General features: G+C 71.5%; 16 protein-coding genes. 14 read left to right on the forward strand and 2 right to left on the reverse strand.

The window, feature by feature from the left end:
* The first annotated feature begins 362 nt into the window (after positions 1–362).
* The 5 genes from ACZ37P_RS14055 to ACZ37P_RS14075 are packed head-to-tail and all read left to right on the forward strand — an operon-like array spanning position 363 to position 6695.
* Positions 363–3266: an alpha/beta fold hydrolase gene (locus tag ACZ37P_RS14055; RefSeq protein WP_467346608.1), complete on the forward strand. Its 2904-nt coding sequence runs from the start codon at positions 363–365 to the stop codon at positions 3264–3266.
* Entirely contained in the window at positions 3263–4222 is a 960-nt protein-coding gene (locus tag ACZ37P_RS14060) for an NAD-dependent epimerase/dehydratase family protein (RefSeq protein ID WP_355340572.1), read from the forward strand. Before ACZ37P_RS14055 ends, ACZ37P_RS14060 begins: the two co-directional genes overlap by 4 nt.
* Complete coding sequence (locus ACZ37P_RS14065; protein ID WP_467346610.1) at positions 4209–4610, forward strand: nuclear transport factor 2 family protein; 402 nt, start codon at positions 4209–4211, stop codon at positions 4608–4610. The genes ACZ37P_RS14060 and ACZ37P_RS14065 overlap by 14 nt, the downstream gene beginning before the upstream one ends.
* Before the next feature lie 13 nt (positions 4611–4623).
* Positions 4624–5616 (forward strand): prephenate dehydratase, encoded by a 993-nt coding sequence (pheA, locus tag ACZ37P_RS14070; RefSeq protein ID WP_467346611.1) that lies wholly within the window; start codon positions 4624–4626, stop codon positions 5614–5616.
* A 44-nt stretch (positions 5617–5660) separates the two neighbouring features.
* Entirely contained in the window at positions 5661–6695 is a 1035-nt protein-coding gene (locus ACZ37P_RS14075) for a methyltransferase (protein WP_467346613.1), read from the forward strand.
* A 244-nt stretch (positions 6696–6939) separates the two neighbouring features.
* Here ACZ37P_RS14075 and ACZ37P_RS14080 read toward each other — a convergent pair whose 3' ends face one another.
* A complete protein-coding gene (locus tag ACZ37P_RS14080; protein ID WP_401723222.1) occupies positions 6940–7881 on the reverse strand; it encodes a LysR family transcriptional regulator in 942 nt (313 codons plus the stop codon).
* Positions 7882–8023: 142 nt separating this feature from the next.
* Between ACZ37P_RS14080 and ACZ37P_RS14085 the strand changes: the two genes are divergently transcribed.
* The 4 genes from ACZ37P_RS14085 (at position 8024) to ACZ37P_RS14100 (ending at position 10526) form a co-directional block, all read left to right on the forward strand.
* Positions 8024–8959 (forward strand): LLM class flavin-dependent oxidoreductase, encoded by a 936-nt coding sequence (locus ACZ37P_RS14085; protein ID WP_391123843.1) that lies wholly within the window; start codon positions 8024–8026, stop codon positions 8957–8959.
* On the forward strand, positions 8956–9489 hold the full coding sequence (locus tag ACZ37P_RS14090; RefSeq protein ID WP_401855414.1) for a hemerythrin domain-containing protein: 534 nt from the start codon (positions 8956–8958) through the stop codon (positions 9487–9489). Before ACZ37P_RS14085 ends, ACZ37P_RS14090 begins: the two co-directional genes overlap by 4 nt.
* A 46-nt stretch (positions 9490–9535) precedes the next feature.
* Complete coding sequence (locus ACZ37P_RS14095; RefSeq protein ID WP_355340552.1) at positions 9536–9889, forward strand: DoxX family protein; 354 nt, start codon at positions 9536–9538, stop codon at positions 9887–9889.
* 160 nt (positions 9890–10049) lie between these two features.
* Positions 10050–10526, forward strand: coding sequence for a cupin domain-containing protein (locus ACZ37P_RS14100; protein ID WP_355340549.1), 477 nt, complete (start codon positions 10050–10052; stop codon positions 10524–10526).
* Positions 10527–10735: 209 nt separating this feature from the next.
* Here the strand turns inward: ACZ37P_RS14100 and ACZ37P_RS14105 are convergent, their stop codons facing one another.
* Positions 10736–11326 (reverse strand): hypothetical protein, encoded by a 591-nt coding sequence (locus ACZ37P_RS14105; protein WP_223186742.1) that lies wholly within the window; start codon positions 11324–11326, stop codon positions 10736–10738.
* Between the two features lie 106 nt (positions 11327–11432).
* On the opposite strand from ACZ37P_RS14105, the gene hemL reads away from it, so the two are divergent.
* From hemL to ACZ37P_RS14130, 5 genes are all read left to right on the forward strand, one after another.
* Positions 11433–12740 carry a glutamate-1-semialdehyde 2,1-aminomutase gene (gene hemL / locus ACZ37P_RS14110; protein ID WP_355340546.1) on the forward strand — a complete coding sequence of 436 codons (1308 nt, stop codon included), beginning with the start codon at positions 11433–11435 and terminating at the stop codon, positions 12738–12740.
* Positions 12737–13366, forward strand: a complete 630-nt coding sequence (locus tag ACZ37P_RS14115) for a histidine phosphatase family protein (RefSeq protein ID WP_355340543.1) — start codon at positions 12737–12739, stop codon at positions 13364–13366. The genes hemL and ACZ37P_RS14115 overlap by 4 nt, the downstream gene beginning before the upstream one ends.
* A 198-nt stretch (positions 13367–13564) precedes the next feature.
* The gene (locus ACZ37P_RS14120; RefSeq protein WP_355340540.1) at positions 13565–14902 is read left to right on the forward strand and encodes a polysaccharide deacetylase family protein; all 1338 of its coding nucleotides are present in this window, start codon (positions 13565–13567) and stop codon (positions 14900–14902) included.
* 83 nt (positions 14903–14985) lie between these two features.
* The gene (locus ACZ37P_RS14125) at positions 14986–15594 is read left to right on the forward strand and encodes a TlpA family protein disulfide reductase (protein ID WP_391051954.1); all 609 of its coding nucleotides are present in this window, start codon (positions 14986–14988) and stop codon (positions 15592–15594) included.
* 1 nt (position 15595) lies between these two features.
* Positions 15596–16381, forward strand: a complete 786-nt coding sequence (locus ACZ37P_RS14130; protein WP_467346617.1) for a cytochrome c biogenesis CcdA family protein — start codon at positions 15596–15598, stop codon at positions 16379–16381.
* The last annotated feature ends 1 nt before the right edge of the window (position 16382 follow it).

Genomic DNA, 16382 nt, shown 5'->3' on the forward strand with positions numbered 1-16382 from the left:
CCGCGTTGTGGCTCATCTCACGTGGAGCGCCGCCAACTGCGGAATTCATGCTGCGCGGCAGTCGCGTCAGGCTGCTTTGAGCCATGTCGCCCTGGCCGCCTTGAATGCGCGGTGAGCGACCTCCTAAAGTTCAACCATCGACCTCACCCAGCGTTTCCGGAAATAATCCGCGCTGGCCGGTTCTCTCAATGTCGAGTGTTTCCGGCAGTTTGCCTGAGGTACCTCCTTCGTTACCCCTGTGCTACATCGGCACGGTGTCGGCGTCATGCCTTCGCCGGTCAACTGTGCTGCTCAGAGGCTTGCTTGCTGACACGGATTCCCTCGGTGAACCGGACAGTGCGACGAAAGGACCCGGCACAGTCATGTCCAATGCGCCGCGATTACGCGAGGCTTCGGAAAATCCCGCCGCCGACGAGAACGTCCGCAATATCGCGCACCTGCTGCTGCGCGCCGCGGAAAAGCACCAGGACTCGGGCATCCGCTACTGTCACGGAATGGCCGGTGAATCCACCCGGCTCCAGACCTACCCGCAATTAGTGGACGACGCGCGCCGGTCGCTCACCGGACTGCGCGCACACGGGCTGCGCGCGGGCGACAAGGTCGCGCTGCTGGTGGAGCGCCCGCACGAATTCCTCACCGTCTTCTGGGCCTGCCTGCTGGGCGGCCTCGTGCCCTGCCCACTGGTGCCGCTGCGCGGCGACCCGGAGCGCTGGGCGGCCCAACTGGCGCACGTCGACCAGTTGCTCGACAAGCCGCTGCTGATCGCCGACGAGGCGCTGGCCGCCGAACTCCCGCGCGTGCCGGGCCTGTCGGCCGTACCGCTGGAAGGGCTGCGCGGGCACGAGCCCGCCGCGGAGCTGTACGACGCGGAGCCCGGTGAGCTGGCGCTGCTGGTGCTGACCTCGGGCTCGACCGGCAACTCCAAGGCCGTGATGCTCACCCACGCCAACCTGCTGGCGTCGATGGCGGGCAAGAACGGCTTCCACCGCCTCACCCCCGCCGACACCTCGCTGAACTGGGTGTCCTTCGACCATGTCGCGGCGCTGCTGGAGTGCCACCTGCTGCCGCTGTACGCGGGGGCGCTCCAACTCCACGTCGAGCCGCAGGTGGTGCTCAAGGAGCCGCTGGACTTCCTGCGGCTGCTCTCCCGCCACCGGGTCACCATGACCTTCACGCCCAACTTCCTGCTGGGCCTGGTCAACGCGGCCGTGAGCGGGGCGTCCTCGGTCACCGAGGGCGCGAGCGGCGGCGAACCGCTCGACCTGTCCCGCCTGCGCCACATCATCAGCGGCGGCGAGGCCATCGTGTGCGCCACCGGCCGTACCTTCCTCGACGAGCTGGCCCCGTACGGCCTGTCGTCCTTCGCGCTGTGGCCCGCCTTCGGGATGACCGAGACGTGCGCGGGCAGCGTCTACTCCACCGGCTTCCCCGAGCTGGACGCCGGGCAGGAGTTCGCCAACCTCGGGCTGCCCGTGGAGGGCCTGGCCATCCGGGTGGCGGACGAGGAGACCCACCGGCCGCTGGCGGAGGGGCAGGTCGGTGAACTCCAGCTCCGCGGGCCGATGATCACCGGCGGCTACTACAACAACGGCCAGGCCACCGCCGACGCGTTCACCGCCGACGGCTGGTTCCGCAGCGGCGACCTCGGCCGGATCGACGGCGGACGGCTCACCCTGGTGGGCCGCAGCAAGGACAGCGTCATCGTCAACGGCGTCAACTACTACAGCCACGATATCGAGACCGCCCTGGAGCAACTGGACGGCGTCGCCCGCTCGTTCGTCGCCGCCTTCCCCACCCGCGTGCCCGGCGCCGACACCGAACAGCTCGTCGTCGCCTTCCACCCCGAGATCCCCGCGGCCGACGAAGCCGGACTCTTCCGGCTGCTCACCGCCGTCCGCTCCACCGTCGTCATGCACTGGGGCTTCCGCCCCGCGCTGCTGCTGCCGCTGCCCGAGAGCGCCTTCCCCAAGACCAGCCTCGGCAAGATCCAGCGCTCCCTGCTGCGCAAGCGCCTGGAGAACGGCGACTTCGCCGCCGCCACCGCGGCCGTACAGGAACTGACCTCGCGTCAACTCGGCGGCTACACCGCGCCCGAGGGCGAGACCGAGTGGCAACTGGCCGCGATCTACGCCGAGATGTTCGACACCACCGCCGACCGGATCAGCGCCACCGCCAGCTTCTTCGACCTCGGCGGCACCTCGCTCGACATCCTGCGGCTGCGGCTCAGTGTCGCCCGGCGCCTCGGCGTCGCCGACCTCCAGATCATCACCGTGCTGACCGCCCCCACCGTCCGCGACCTGGCCGCCAGGATCACCGCCGACCTCGCCGCCGGGGACACCACGACCGGCGAGCGGCCGTACGACCCGATCGTCCCCATGCAGCTCAGCGGCGGCAAGATCCCGCTGTTCTGCGTGCACCCCGGCGTCGGCGAAGTCCTCGTCTTCGTCAACCTCGCCAAGTACTTCGTGGCCGACCGGCCCTTCTACGCGCTGCGCGCCCGCGGCTTCAACCGCGGCGAGAAGCCCTTCGCCACCTTCGCGGAGATGGTCGCCGCCTACGTGGACGCGATCCGCGCCAAGCAGCCGCACGGGCCGTACGCGGTCGCGGGCTACTCCTACGGCGGCGCGGTCGCCTTCGAGATCGCCAAGGTCCTTGAGGCGCAGGGCGAACGCGTCGACTTCGTCGGCAGCTTCAACCTCCCGCCGCACATCAAGTACCGCATGGAGGAACTGGACTTCGTCGAGACCGCCGCCAACCTCGCCTTCTTCCTGGCCCTGATCAACAAGAAGCAGTCGCTGGAGATCCCCGGCACCCTGCGCGGGCTGCCCCGCGAACGGCAGCTCCAGCACTTCATCGACATCGCCCCCGCCGACCGGCTCGCCGAACTCGACCTGACGGCGGAGAAGTTCGCCGCCTGGGCCGAACTCGCCGACGGCCTCACGGACCTGGGCCGCGGTTACCAGCCGAGCGGCACCGTCCGCTCGATGAAGGTCTTCTACGCCGTCCCGCTGCGCGGCACCAAGCAGGACTGGCTGGAGAACGAACTGCGCCGCTGGGACGACTACACCACCGGGCCCAACGACTACATCGACGTACCGGGCGAGCACTACACGCTGATGGGCCCGCAGCACGTCGCCGCCTTCCAGGCCATCCTGCGCAGGGAGTTGGACCGCGCCATGGGCGACGCAGACGCAGGCGCGGACGCATACGCGGACGCGGACGCGGAAACCGACACCGACACCGACACCGGGGACGTGACAGCGTGAAGGGCAAGAAGATCCTGGTCACCGGCGGCACGGGGCAGGTCGCCAGGCCCGTCGCCGAAGCGCTCGCCGCCGACAACGACGTCTGGTGTCTCGGCCGCTTCGGGACCCCCGGCGTCGCCGCCGAACTCACCGCGAGCGGCATCACCACCTTCCGCTGGGACATGGACGACCTCGGCCCCGACACCCTCAAGGGCCTCCCCGACGACTTCACCCACGTCGTCCACTCGGCCGTCCGGCGCGGCGAGGACGGCGACTTCAACGCGGCCGTCGCCGTCAACTCCATCGCCGCCGGGCGGCTGATGACCCACTGCCGCAGCGCCGACGCCTTCCTGTACGTGTCCACCGGCGCGCTCTACGCCCGCCAGACCCTCGACCACCGCTACACCGAGACCGACCCCGTGGACGGCAAGGCCGACTGGCTGCCCGCGTACCCGGTGGGGAAGATCGCCGCCGAGGGCACCGTCCGCGCCTTCGGCCAGGTGCTCGGCCTGCCGACCACCATCGCGCGGCTCAACATCGCCTACGGGCCCGGCGGTTACGGCGGCGTCCCGATGCTCTACTTCAAGCGGATGCTGGCGGGCGAGCCGATCCCCGTCCCCGTCGAGGGCCAGAACTGGTGCTCGCTCCTCTACACCGACGACCTCGTACGCCAGGTCCCGCGCCTCTGGGAGGCCGCCGCCGTCCCCACCACGCTCGTCAACTGGGGCGGCGACGAAGCGGTCGGCATCACCGACTGCGTGCGGTACCTGGAGGAGCTGACCGGGGTCACCGCCACGCTCGTACCGTCCGAAGTCACCCGCGAGACCTACCAGTTCGACCCGGCGCTGCGCCGCGAGCTGACCGGCCCCTGCGAGGTCGGCTGGCGCGACGGCATCCGCCGCACCCTGGCCGCGATGTACCCCGGGCACCTGCGCGAGCACAGCGCCGGGGAGGTGGGCGCCGGTGTCCGGGCATAGCAACTCCGAGGCGGTCCGGGCCGCTTACCGCGCCTTCGCGGAACGCGACGTCGAAGGGCTGCTCGCGATCCTGCACCCGGACGTCGACTGGGTGCACCCGGACGGGATGGACACCTACGGGCTCGGCGGTACGAAGAAGGGGCACGCGGGCGTGAAGGAGTTCCTCGCCCACGTCCCCACCGTGCTGGGCGGAATGCGCCTGGAGCCGCTGGAGTTCATCGAGTCCGGCGACCGGATCGTGGTCTTCGGCATCCGGCAGGTCACCTCGCTGACCGGGCACACCGAGACCCTTCAGTTCGTCCACTCCTGGACGATGCGCGACGGCCGGGCCACCGCCATGGAGGACATCTTCGACACCGTCCTCTTCCACCGCCTCATCGAGAGCTGAGGGAGCGGCCCTCATGAGGTACGCCTATCTGGGGCCCGAGGGCACCTTCACGGAGGCGGCGCTGCGCTCCGCGCTCGGCACGCGGGTGCCGGGACCGGGACCGGGGTCGGGGCTGGGGCCGGTGCCAGTGCCGGTGTGCGAGCCGTACCCGACCGTCGCCGACGCCCTGGAGGCCGTACGGCGCGGCCACTGCGCCGCCGCGATGGTGCCGGTGGAGAACTCCCTGAAGGGCGTGGTGCCCGCCACCCTCGACGGCTTCGCCGCCACCGACGACCTGCACATCGTCGGCGAGACCGAACTGCGCGTCAGCTTCGCGCTGTTGGGCCTGCCCGGCGCCACTCTCGACGGCGTCGAGCGGGTTCGCAGCCACCCGCACGCGCTCGCCCAATGCGGGCGCTGGCTCGGCCTGAGGCTCCCGAACGCCGTGACGGAGGCGGCCGGTTCGACGGCGGGCGCCGCCCGCGACCTGGCCGGGTCCGGCGACCCGCGCGACGCGGCCGTCGCGGCGCCCGCCGTCGCCGAGCGGTACGGGCTGCGCGTGCTCGCCACCGACATCGGCGAGCGCGAGAACGCCGTGACCCGCTTCGTCATGGTCCGCCGCGCCGGGGCGCCGCCCGCCCGCACCGGCCGGGACCGTACGTCCCTGCTGGTGTCGGCAGGCGACGGCACACCGGCCGCGCTGCCCGGGATCCTGTCCGTCTTCACGGCGGGACGCGTCAGCCTCGCGTGGGTCCAGGCGTGGCCGACCGGGCTGCGCCTGGGCGACTACCGCTTCTTCGTGGACGTCGAGGGCCACATCGACGACCAGCGGGTCCGCCACGCCGTCGCCTCGCTCTCCGACGTCGGGGCGCGGGCCAGCTTCCTCGGGAGCTATCCGCGCGCGGGGGCTCGCGCCACCGCCGTTACGGCTGCCACGGCCCTCAGGCGCCGGGTGCCGGGTGCCGCTGCCGTCACCGCCCTTCCCCGCCGTCGTGCTGTGACCCCTGTGACCCCTGTGGCCCTGTGACCCACCCGCCCGCGCCCCGTACCCCACCCCAGGAAGGACACGCCGTGAGCACTGCGTCCCGCCCGCCCGTCGGCAACCCCCAGGACCGACTGGTCCAACTCGGCCTCGGATTCTGGCAGTCCAAGGTGCTGCTGACCGCCGTGGAGCTGGGGGTGTACTCGGACCTCGCGGCCCACGGCCCGGCCGACGCGTCCGCGCTCGCCGCCCGCCTCGGTCTGCACCCGCGCGGCGCCCGCGACTTCTTCGACAGCCAGGTCGCGCTCGGCCTGCTGGAGCGGACGGACGGGGTGTACGCGAACACGCCCGACACGGCGGCCTTCCTCGACCGCGCCCAGGACACGTACATCGGGGGCCTGTTGGAGATGGCGCAGGAGCAGTGGTACCAGTCCTGGGGGCACTTGACCGAGGCGCTGCGGACCGGTGAGCCGCAGAACAACGTGGGGGGAGCGGACGGCAATCCCTTCGATGTCCTGTACGCCGACCCGGAGTTGACCAGCCGCTTCCAGAAGGCGATGACCGGCGGTTCGCTCGCCGCCTCGCAGGCGCTGGCCGCCGCCTTCGCCTGGGCGGACGTCACGAGCGTCGTCGACGTCGGCTGCTCCGAGGGCATCCTGCTCAACACCGTTTTGACCGCGCACCCGCACCTGCGCGGCACCGGTTTCGACCTTCCGGCCGTCGCGCCCACCTTCCACGAGACGGTACGGCGCGCCGGGCTCGGCGACCGGCTCCGGTTCGAGCCCGGCAGCTTCCTCACCGACGCCCTGCCCACCGCCGACGTCGTCGTCTTCGGCCGCGTCCTGCACGACTGGGACCTCGACACCAAGCGGATGCTCCTGAAGAAGGCGTACGAGGCCCTGCCGGACGGCGGCTCCGTCGTCGTCTACGAGTCGATGATCGACGACGACCGCCGCGTCAACGCCTTCGGCCTCCTCACCAGCCTCCACATGCTCCTCGAAAGCCCCGGCGGCTTCGACTACACCGGCGCCGACTGCGTCCGCTGGCTGGAGGAAACCGGCTTCACCTCCTGCTCCGCCCAACCCCTCGACGGCCCGGTCGCCCTGGTAACCGGCCACAAATAGCCCTCCGGCCGGGCGTGCGCCGTCCGACCCGCAGCCACATCGGCCCCCGCGCCGCGCGCGGCCCGCGACCGGCCTCAGCGGGCCCCTGCGGGCCGCGCCGCCCGCGCGGGTGCGCTGAGGCGCCGGCCTCGATGGCCGCCCTGGCCTGGCCGGCCTCGGGGCGGACGGCTGACCGGGCCGGGCACGTGCGGCCTGCGGGGGGGCGTCGAGGTGCCGGGCTCGGTCTCGTCGGCCGGGGCGGCGGTCAGTGGGGGGTGGGGGCTGAGGGGGCCGGGGGGCGGGTGTTGACCAGGGACCTCACGGCAGTGAGCACGGCCGAGATCGAGGGGCAGGCGATCGTGCCGGTGCGGGCCACGAGGGTGACGTGGCGGGTGAGGGTGAGGGCGGCGGGGGTGACGCGGACGACGGGGAAGCCGGGGCGGTCGGGGACCAGGTCGGGGACGAGGGCGACGCCCCAGCCGTGGGAGACCAGGCCGAGGACGGCCTGCATGTCGTCGGTCTCGGCCACGGCGTCCGGGGCGAACCCGGCGCCGTGGCAGGCGTGCAGGGTCAGCCGGCCGAGCGCCGAGCCCTCGTCGTAGATCCAGGGGTCACGGGCGAAGTCGGCCAGCGGCAGAGGCTTCCCGGCCCCGCCCTGTTCCGCGAGCGGGTGGCCCGGCGGCACCGCCAGCCGGATGCGGTCGCCCGCCACCGGCTCCTCGGTCAGCCCCGGCACATCCGGCTCGGGGATCTGGTCGTAGCGGGAGGCGACGACCAGGTCGAGCTGATTGAGCCGCACGGCCTGCCGGGCCTCGCTCCTGCGGACGTCGTGCAAGGTGATCCGGAGGTTGGGATGGTCGCGCCGCAGCCCGGCCAGCACCGGCACGAGCAGCGCCGGGCCCTCGTGGAAGGGCATCCCGACCCGCAGGTCGCCGTAGACCTGTCCGCTGAATTCCAGCAACTCCGATTCAGCGGTCTCCAGTTGGGACAGGATGTCCTCGCCGTGCCTGACCAGCAACCGGCCGACGGCGGTCAGCGTCGCCTTGCCGTTCGTCCGGTCGAGCAGCGGCACCCCGGTCTCCGCTTCGAGCGCCGACAGGTGCTGGGAGACCGCCGACCGCGTGTAGTTGAGCGCCTGCGCGGCCCCGGCGATCGAGCCCCGGGCCTCCACCTCGCGCAGCAGCAGCAGTTTCCGTACGTCCAGCACGCCGCAGTCCCTCCGCCCCGTGGCACCGTCAGTTTTCCTGACGCCCAGCGTCAATTACCGTCACGCCAACGGTACAGCGGGGGCCCGCGGCCGACGGCTTTAATGACAACGACTTCACGCCGAACCCCCGGAGAGACCACTCATGTCCGAGCCCGTGACCGCACCCGCCCCGACGACCGCCGAGCGCGTCCATCCGCTGGAGTTCGGCATCGCGCTGAACCCGGAGGCCGCCCGGATCGACGAGCTGATCCGGCTCGCCGAACTCGCCGACAGCCGCGGCTTCGAATTACTCGGCCTCATGGACCACCCCTACATGGGCGCCGCCCTGGAGGCGTGGACGCTGCTGTCCGTGCTCGCCGCCCGCACCGAGCGCATCCGGCTCTTCCCCGACGTGGCGAATCTCCCGCTGCGCCCGCCGGCCATGCTCGCCAAGGCCGCCGCCTCGCTCGACCTGATCAGCGGCGGCCGGGTGGAACTCGGCCTCGGCGCCGGAGCCGCGGCCGACCACGGCGGAGGCGGCATGGGCGGCCCGCGCCGCTCGCCCAAGGTCGCCATCGACGCCCTGGAGGAGGCCGTCGCGGTCATCCGCCGGGTGTGGGCGGCCGGGGACGCCCCCGCCGCGTACGAGGGCGAGCACTACCGGCTGGAGGGCGTCGTCCCCGGACCCGCGCCCGCGCACCCGATCGGCATCTGGCTCGGCGCGTACCGGCCCCGGATGCTGGAGGTCACCGCGCGCCTCGGCGACGGCTGGCTGCCGAGCTTCCCCTACCTCGACCCGGCCGCGGTCATCGCGCTCAACCACCGCATGGACGAGGCCGCTTCGGCCGCGGGCCGCGCCCCGTCCGACGTCCGGCGGCTCTACAACATCATCGGCCGGATCGACGGAAACGGCGGCGCGCCCTTCAACGAGGGCAGCGCCGCGTGGACGGAACGGCTCACCGAACTGGTCCTCGACGGCGGCGTCAGCGCCTTCGTCCTGACCCCGATGGCCGACCACGCCCGGCAGATCGAGACCTTCCACGCCGAGGTCGTCCCTGCGGTCCGCGAAGCGGTGAGCAAGGAAGGCGCGAACCGATGAGCACGCCCCAGACCCCGGGTTCGGGCGGCGGCGGTACGGCCACCACGCCCGCGGGCCGCGCCATGGTCAGTACGCTGCTCGGCGCGCACGCCGCCCTGCGCCGCGACCTGGACTCGCTCGGTCAGGCCCTGCGGCTGCTCGCCGCGAAGGACCCGGCCGCGCTCGGCGAAGTCCACGCCCGCATGGACGACTTGACGCTGCGTCAGGCCGCCTGGCAGCTCAAGTCGTTCTGCGACATGTACTGCCAGACGGTGCACGCGCACCACTCCATCGAGGACTTCCGGATCTTCCCCGCCGTGCTGCGCATCGCCCCCGAGCTGCGCCCGGTGGTCGACAGGCTCACCGCGGACCACCTGGCGCTCGGCTCGCTGCTCGACGCGATGATCACGTCGGTCGGCGCGCTGCCCGACGCCGACTGGGCCACGGCGCAGGACGCCGTGCAGGCGCTCGCCGACCACCTCGCGGCCCACCTGGACCTCGAGGAAGCGCACATCATCCCCCAGCTCGGCCGGCTGTCGAGCTGGATCTGACGGCCGTACGCGTCCCCGTAAGCCTTCCCCTCACCCCGGAGCCCCGATGTTCGCCGTCACCGTCGTGCTGTCCCTCGTCCTGGCGCTGGTCTTCGCCGCGCTCGGCACCTTCAAGGTGATCAACCACCCGAAGGCCGCCGAGACCGCGGAGCACCTGGGCCTGTCCCTGTCCCTCTCCCGAGCCATCGGCCTGCTCGAAATCGCCGCCTGCGGTGGCCTGTTGATCGGTCTGGCCTGGGCCCCGCTCGGCGTCGCCGCCGCGGCCGGCGCCGTCCTGCTGCTGATCGGCGCCACCGGCACCCACCTCAAGGTCCACGACCCGGCACAGGTCGCCGCCTTCCCCGCCTTCCTCGCGGTGCTGTCGGTGATCACCCTGATCCTCCGCCTCAAGACGGCGTGACCCGAGACGGCGTGACCGAACACGGCGTGACCGAACACGGCGTGATCAAGACGCTGAAGACGGCCTGATTACGGTGCCGCCGCCCCCGCGGGGTACGGTCGCCGCGACGGTACGGCGTCCGCCTCCGCGGGCGCAGCCGTAGTGGCGCAGGAGGTGTCATATGGGTCTACGTCCGCGTACCGCGCATGAACTGAGCCTTGAGCCCCATCCCGGAGGCGGCTGGTACGGCCGGGTCTACACCTCACCGGTCGAGGTGCCCGTGCCGGGTCTCGACGGTGTCCGGCCGACCGCCGTACTGATCCACTACCTGCTCAGCCCGGGGGAGCGGTCGTCCTGGCACCGGGTGAGCTCCGACGAGCTGTGGCTGTGGCGGCGCGGCGGCCAGCTCCGGCTGCGCCAGGGCGGCACCGGCGGGGCCCCGGTGGAGAACGGCTCGGCGGAGGCTTCAACGACCTTGCTGGGACCGGGACATGACTATCCCGTCACCCATCTCCAGATGCTCGTCCCCGCGGGCACCTGGCAGTGCGCCGAGCCCGCGCAGAAGCACGAGGTTCTCGTGAGCTGTCTGGTGACGCCCGGCTCGGGCCTGGCCGACATCGAGCTGTACGAGGAGTCGGCGGCGCGCGCGGGAAATTGAGCGCTTGAGGGTGCGATATCCCGTATTGCGGGGGGTATTTGGCGCATGCAAGCCGTTGCGGTGATCCGCCAGTGACCAGTTGGCCGGAAACGCGCAATCCGGGCGGCCCGGAGAAGGCGCGCGGTGGCGCGGAGTCGGGCGCGAGTGTGCGGCGTAGGTCCGCGAAGGCGGGGAAGAACGAGGAAGACGCGAGAGGAAGGGGCGGCCGGTCAGGGCCAGACGAGACAGTAGAGCTGGTGACCGGACTCCTCGCAGCGGCGGGCGAAATCCTGCCATTCATGGAGCATCTGGTAGATCACGAACGCGTCTCTCGGACCGCGTCGGTCCGGCACGGTGGACCATATGAAGGCGGCGGCGCCCAGCGATTCCTCGTTGGCGGTGCGCAGCGGCTCGACGACCGAGTGCGGCAGCCGTACCACCGCGTAGTCCGGGTGCAGCACCACCAGTTCGAGCGGCGGGACCTTGGCGGGGGGTATGCCCTCGATGCCGGTGAGGACCATCGCGGCCATCGTCTCCGGCTTGACCTTGGTGTACATGCCGTGGCCGAGTTCGTCGCCGCCGAGTTCCTCGGGGCGCATGGAGATCGGGACGCGTGCGGCGGTGGCGCCGTCGGGCGCACCGAAATACTTGTAGGTCACCCCCACTCGGCCACCCCTGCTCCTGCCCTCGCTCGCGGTTGAACGGTTTTCCGGTACACGGTCGGCGGGGTTCGCGGGACGGCGTCGCCTGCCGGTGGGACGGGCGCGTTCGGGCTCGTGCTCGCCCGGTCCTTCACCCGGTCCGCCACCGCGCTGCTGCATTCCACTACCCGACCATCCGCAGACCCAACCACGCAACCCGATCATCGTCTCAGATGCAGGGTTGAGACGTTGCCGCGCAACGCCAGGCATTTGAGAGCATGTGCGTGTGAGCTATCCGTACGAAGCACCAGTGTCCCAGGAACTCTTCGACCGCGCGGCGGCCGTGACACCAGGCGGTGTGAACTCCCCGGTGCGGGCGTTCCGCGCCGTGGGCGGCACGCCCCGGTTCATGGTGTCCGGCACGGGCCCCTATCTCACCGACGCCGACGGCCGCGAGTACGTCGACCTCGTCTGCTCGTGGGGACCGATGATTCTCGGCCACGCGCACCCCGAGGTGATCGCCGCCGTCCAGGCCGCGGTCACGCGCGGTACGTCCTTCGGCACACCCGGTGAGGGTGAGGTCGCGCTCGGCGAGGAGATGGTCGCGCGGGTCGAACCGCTGGAGCAGGTACGGCTGGTGTCGTCCGGCACCGAGGCCACGATGTCGGCGATCCGGCTCGCGCGCGGCTTCACCGGCCGGGCGAAGATCGTCAAATTCGCGGGCTGCTACCACGGCCATGTGGACGCGCTGCTGGCCGCCGCGGGATCGGGCGTGGCCACCTTCGGCCTGCCCGACACCCCCGGCGTGACCGGCGCGCAGGCCGGGGACACCATCGTGCTGCCGTACAACGACCTGGACGCCGTACGCGCCGCCTTCGCCGCGCACCCCGGCGAGATCGCCTGCGTGATCACCGAGGCGTCGCCCGGCAACATGGGCGTCGTCCCGCCGCTGCCCGGCTTCAACGCCGGACTCAAGCAGCTCTGCGCCGACGACGGCGCGCTCTACATCTCCGACGAGGTGATGACCGGCTTCCGCGTCAGCCGCTCCGGCTGGTACGGGCTCGACGGGGTGCGCCCCGACCTGATGACCTTCGGCAAGGTCATGGGCGGCGGTTTCCCCGCCGCGGCCTTCGGCGGCCGGGCCGACGTGATGAGCCGCCTCGCGCCCGCGGGCCCCGTCTACCAGGCGGGCACGCTCTCCGGGAACCCGGTCGCGACCGCCGCGGGCCTCGCGCAGCTCAGGCTGCTCGACGAGGCCGCGTACGCGCGCGTCGACGCGGTGTCGGTGGAGATCCGGGAGCTGGTCAGTGCCGCGCTGAGCAAGGAGGGGGTCGCGCACCGCGTGCAGACCGCGGGCAGCATGTTCTCCGTCTTCTTCACGGACGACGAGGTCCGTGACTTCGAGGACGCGAAGAAGCAGGAGGCATTCCGCTTCACCGGCTTCTTCCACTCGATGCTGGCGCAGGGCGTCTATCTGCCGCCCTCCGCCTTCGAGTCCTGGTTCGTGTCGACCACCCACGACGAGCGGGCCGTGGAGCGGATCGCCGCCGCGCTGCCCGCCGCCGCACGCGCCGCCGCGGAGGCCCACGCATGAGCGAGATGACCGTTGTCCACGTGATGCGGCACGGCGAGGTGCACAACCCCGACGGCATCCTGTACGGGCGCGCCCCCGGCTTCCACCTGTCCGAGCTGGGCCGCAAGATGGCCGACCGGGTCGCCGAGCACCTGGCCTCGCGCGACATCACCTACGTCGTGGCCTCCCCGCTGGAGCGCGCCCAGGAGACCGCCGCGCCCATCGCCGCCGCCCACGAGCTGGAGGTCGGCACCGACGAGCGGCTGATCGAGGCGGCGAACGTCTTCGCGGGGAAGACCTTCGGCGTCGGCGACGGGGCGCTGCGCAAGCCCGCGAACTGGAAGTACCTCACCAATCCCTTCCGGCCGAGCTGGGGCGAGCCGTACGTCGACCAGGTCGTCCGGATGACGGCCGCGCTGGCCGCCGCCCGCGACGCCGCCCGTGGGCACGAGGCCGTCTGCGTCTCCCACCAGCTCCCCATCTGGATCGCCCGCAGCTACGCCGAGCGGCGCCGCCTGTGGCACGACCCGCGCCGCCGTCAGTGCACGCTGGCGTCCCTGACCTCCTTCACCTACGACGGCGACCGCATCGTCTCCGTCGGCTACAGCGAGCCCGCGCGGGACCTGGTCCCCGCCCGGCTTCTCTAGGACTCGCCGCCCCGCGCCCCGGCCGGGGCGCACCCGTCCACTGGGCGAGTGAAGAACCGGAGCCACCCGAGGGAACCTCGGCAAGTTTTGCCGCATGCCGCGTAACCGCGAGGAACTTGTGAACGTCATGGTGGGTGACCACTTTTCTGCCCACTCGGCCGTCAGGCCGGAGAAGCCGAGAGACGGGACCGTTCCACGATGTGCGCCATGAGCCGCAGGACCCTGTTGACCACTAGCGCTGGGGCGGCGGCGGCCGGGCTCGGCGTCGCCGGCTGCGGCACGGGGAAGGGGGTGAGCGGCGGCGGAGCGACGCCGGTGGCGAGCAAGACCGGCGAGAAGTCGGGGGCGAGCGGCCGCCAGGCCCCGAAGAAGACCGTGACCCTCATCGGCGACGGATCGACGGCGTACACCGGGACGCAGCCCAACCAGCCCAGGCCCGAGCGGCTGGAGCCCGGCCAGGCGCCGCCGCAGTTCGTGATCTTCTCCTGGGACGGCGCGGGCGAGGTCGGCAACGGCCTCTTCCCCCGTTTCCGCAAGCTCGCCGAGAACCACGGCGCGTCCATGACCTTCTTCCTGTCCGGGCTCTACCTGCTGCCGGAGGGCAAGAAGCTCCAGTACGCGCCGCCGAACAACCGGCAGGGCGCCTCGGACATCGGCTACCTCACCGACCAGCACGTCCGGATGACGCTGGACAACATCCGGCAGGCGTGGCTGGACGGCCACGAGATCGGCACGCACTTCAACGGTCACTTCTGCGGCGGCAGCGGCACCGTCGGCCGCTGGACGTCGACCGACTGGAAGAGCGAGATCGACCAGGCCAAGTCGTTCGTGAAGAGCTGGAAGACCAGCACGGGCTGGCACGACCAGGACCCGCTGCCCTTCGACTACGAGAAGGAGCTGGTCGGCGGCCGGACCCCGTGCCTGCTCGGCCAGGACAATCTGCTGCCGACCGCGAAGGCGCTCGGCTGGCGGTACGACGCCAGCTCGCCGGGCGGCAACCAGGTGTGGCCCTCCAAGCGCGGCGGCCTGTGGGACCTGCCGCTCCAGCTCATCCCGTTCCCCGGACACTCCTTCGAGGTGCTGTCCATGGACTACAACATGCTCGCCAACCAGTCGCACGCGGCCACCAAGTCCGACCCGGCCAACTACCCGGGCTGGCGCCGGCAGGCCACCGCCTCGTACATCGCGGGCTTCGAGCGGGCGTACTCGACCAACCGCGCGCCGTTCTACATCGGCAACCACTTCGAGCAGTGGAACGGCGGGATCTACATGGACGCCGTTGAAGAAGCGTTCAAGCACGTCGCCGCGGCCCGCGACAAGGCGAACAACGGCGACATCCGCATGGTGTCCTTCCGGCAGTACGTGGACTGGCTGGACGCGCAGGACCCGGCCGTCCTGGACAAACTCAGGACGCTGGAGGTCGGGCAGTCGCCCGCCGGCGGCTGGCGGGAATTCCTCGCCGCCCCCGCCGTGAGCAGCGGCGGGACCAGCAGCTCGGGCAAGGCGCCGGTCGGCGCCGGAACCGCGACTACCTGATCCTTACTTGGGGCAATTGCCGTTTTTGGGGTTGGCGTCGGGGGCGTGGAAGATCGCGCGAAGGCCCATGCGAAACTTTTCACATGAGTCCTACGCGCGCCCTCCGACGCCGCTTTCCCCGCAGTGCCGCGGCACTCGTCGGGGCCGCCGCGCTCGCGATGACGACGGCCGCCTGCTCGTCGACCTCGACCTCGGGGACCGACAACACCAACTTCATGGGCGGCACCGGCGAGATCAATGTCCTCAAGGCCGCCGACCGCAAACCCGCCCCCGACATCTCGGGCAAGACGGTCACCGGCGGCACGGACAGCCTGGCCGCGTACAAGGGCAAGGTCGTCGTCGTCAACATCTGGGGCTCGTGGTGCGCGCCCTGCCGCGCGGAGGCGCCGAACCTCGCCGAGGTCGCCAACGCCGACAAGGACAAGGGCGTGCAGTTCCTCGGCATCAACACCCGGGACCTGGACGTCTCCAACGCCGAACGCTTCGACAAGCGCTTCGAGATCCCGTACCCCAGCCTCTACGACCCCTACGGCTCGCTGATCCTGCGCTTCCCCAAGGGCAGCCTCAACCCGCAGAGCCTGCCCGCCACCCTCGTCATCGACCGGCAGGGCAAGCTCGCCGTCCGCGCGCTGAAGCCGCTCAGCGTCGAGGACCTGCACCGGATCATCGACCCGCTCATCGCGGAGAAGTGACGTGCAGGCAAGCGCCGCCGCGGTCGTCACCCTGAGCGCCGCGACCGACCCCAACCAGACGGTGCTCACCGGGGCGCTGCTGGCCGCCATCCCGATCGCCATGTTCGCCGGGCTGATCTCCTTCTTCTCGCCCTGCGTCCTGCCGCTGGTCCCCGGCTATCTGTCGTACGTGACCGGCGTCACCGGCACCGACCTCGCCGAGGCCAAGCGGGGCCGGATGCTGCTGGGCTCGTCGCTGTTCGTGCTCGGCTTCAGCGCCCTGTTCGTCTCCGGCGGCGCCCTGTTCGGCAACTTCGGCGCGCAACTGCTCGTGCACCGGCAGATCCTCTCCAAGATCTTCGGCGGCCTCACCATCGTCCTCGGCCTGGCCTTCATGGGCATCGTCGGCGGCCTGACCCAGCGCGAATTCCGCTTCCACTACCGGCCCGCGCTGGGCCTGGCCGGGGCGCCGGTGCTCGGTCTGCTCTTCGGCCTCGGCTGGGCGCCCTGCGTCGGCCCCACCCTCGGCGCCGTCAACGCGCTGGCCTTCAACGACGCCAGCGCGGGCCGCGGGGCGCTGCTGATGGCGTTCTACTGCGCGGGCCTCGGTGTGCCGTTCATCGTGGCCGCCATAGCTTTCCGTCGTACGCTCGGCGCGTTCGCGTGGGTCAAACGCCACTACGTGTGGGTGATGCGCGCCGGCGGCGCGATGCTCGTCGCGGTCGGCGTCCTCCTCGTCACCGGCGTCTGGGACCACATCACCTACCAGATGCAGATCTGGTCGAGCAGCTTCACCCCAGGGGTCTGAC

This window comes from Streptomyces sp. NPDC024632 (genome assembly GCF_055559175.1).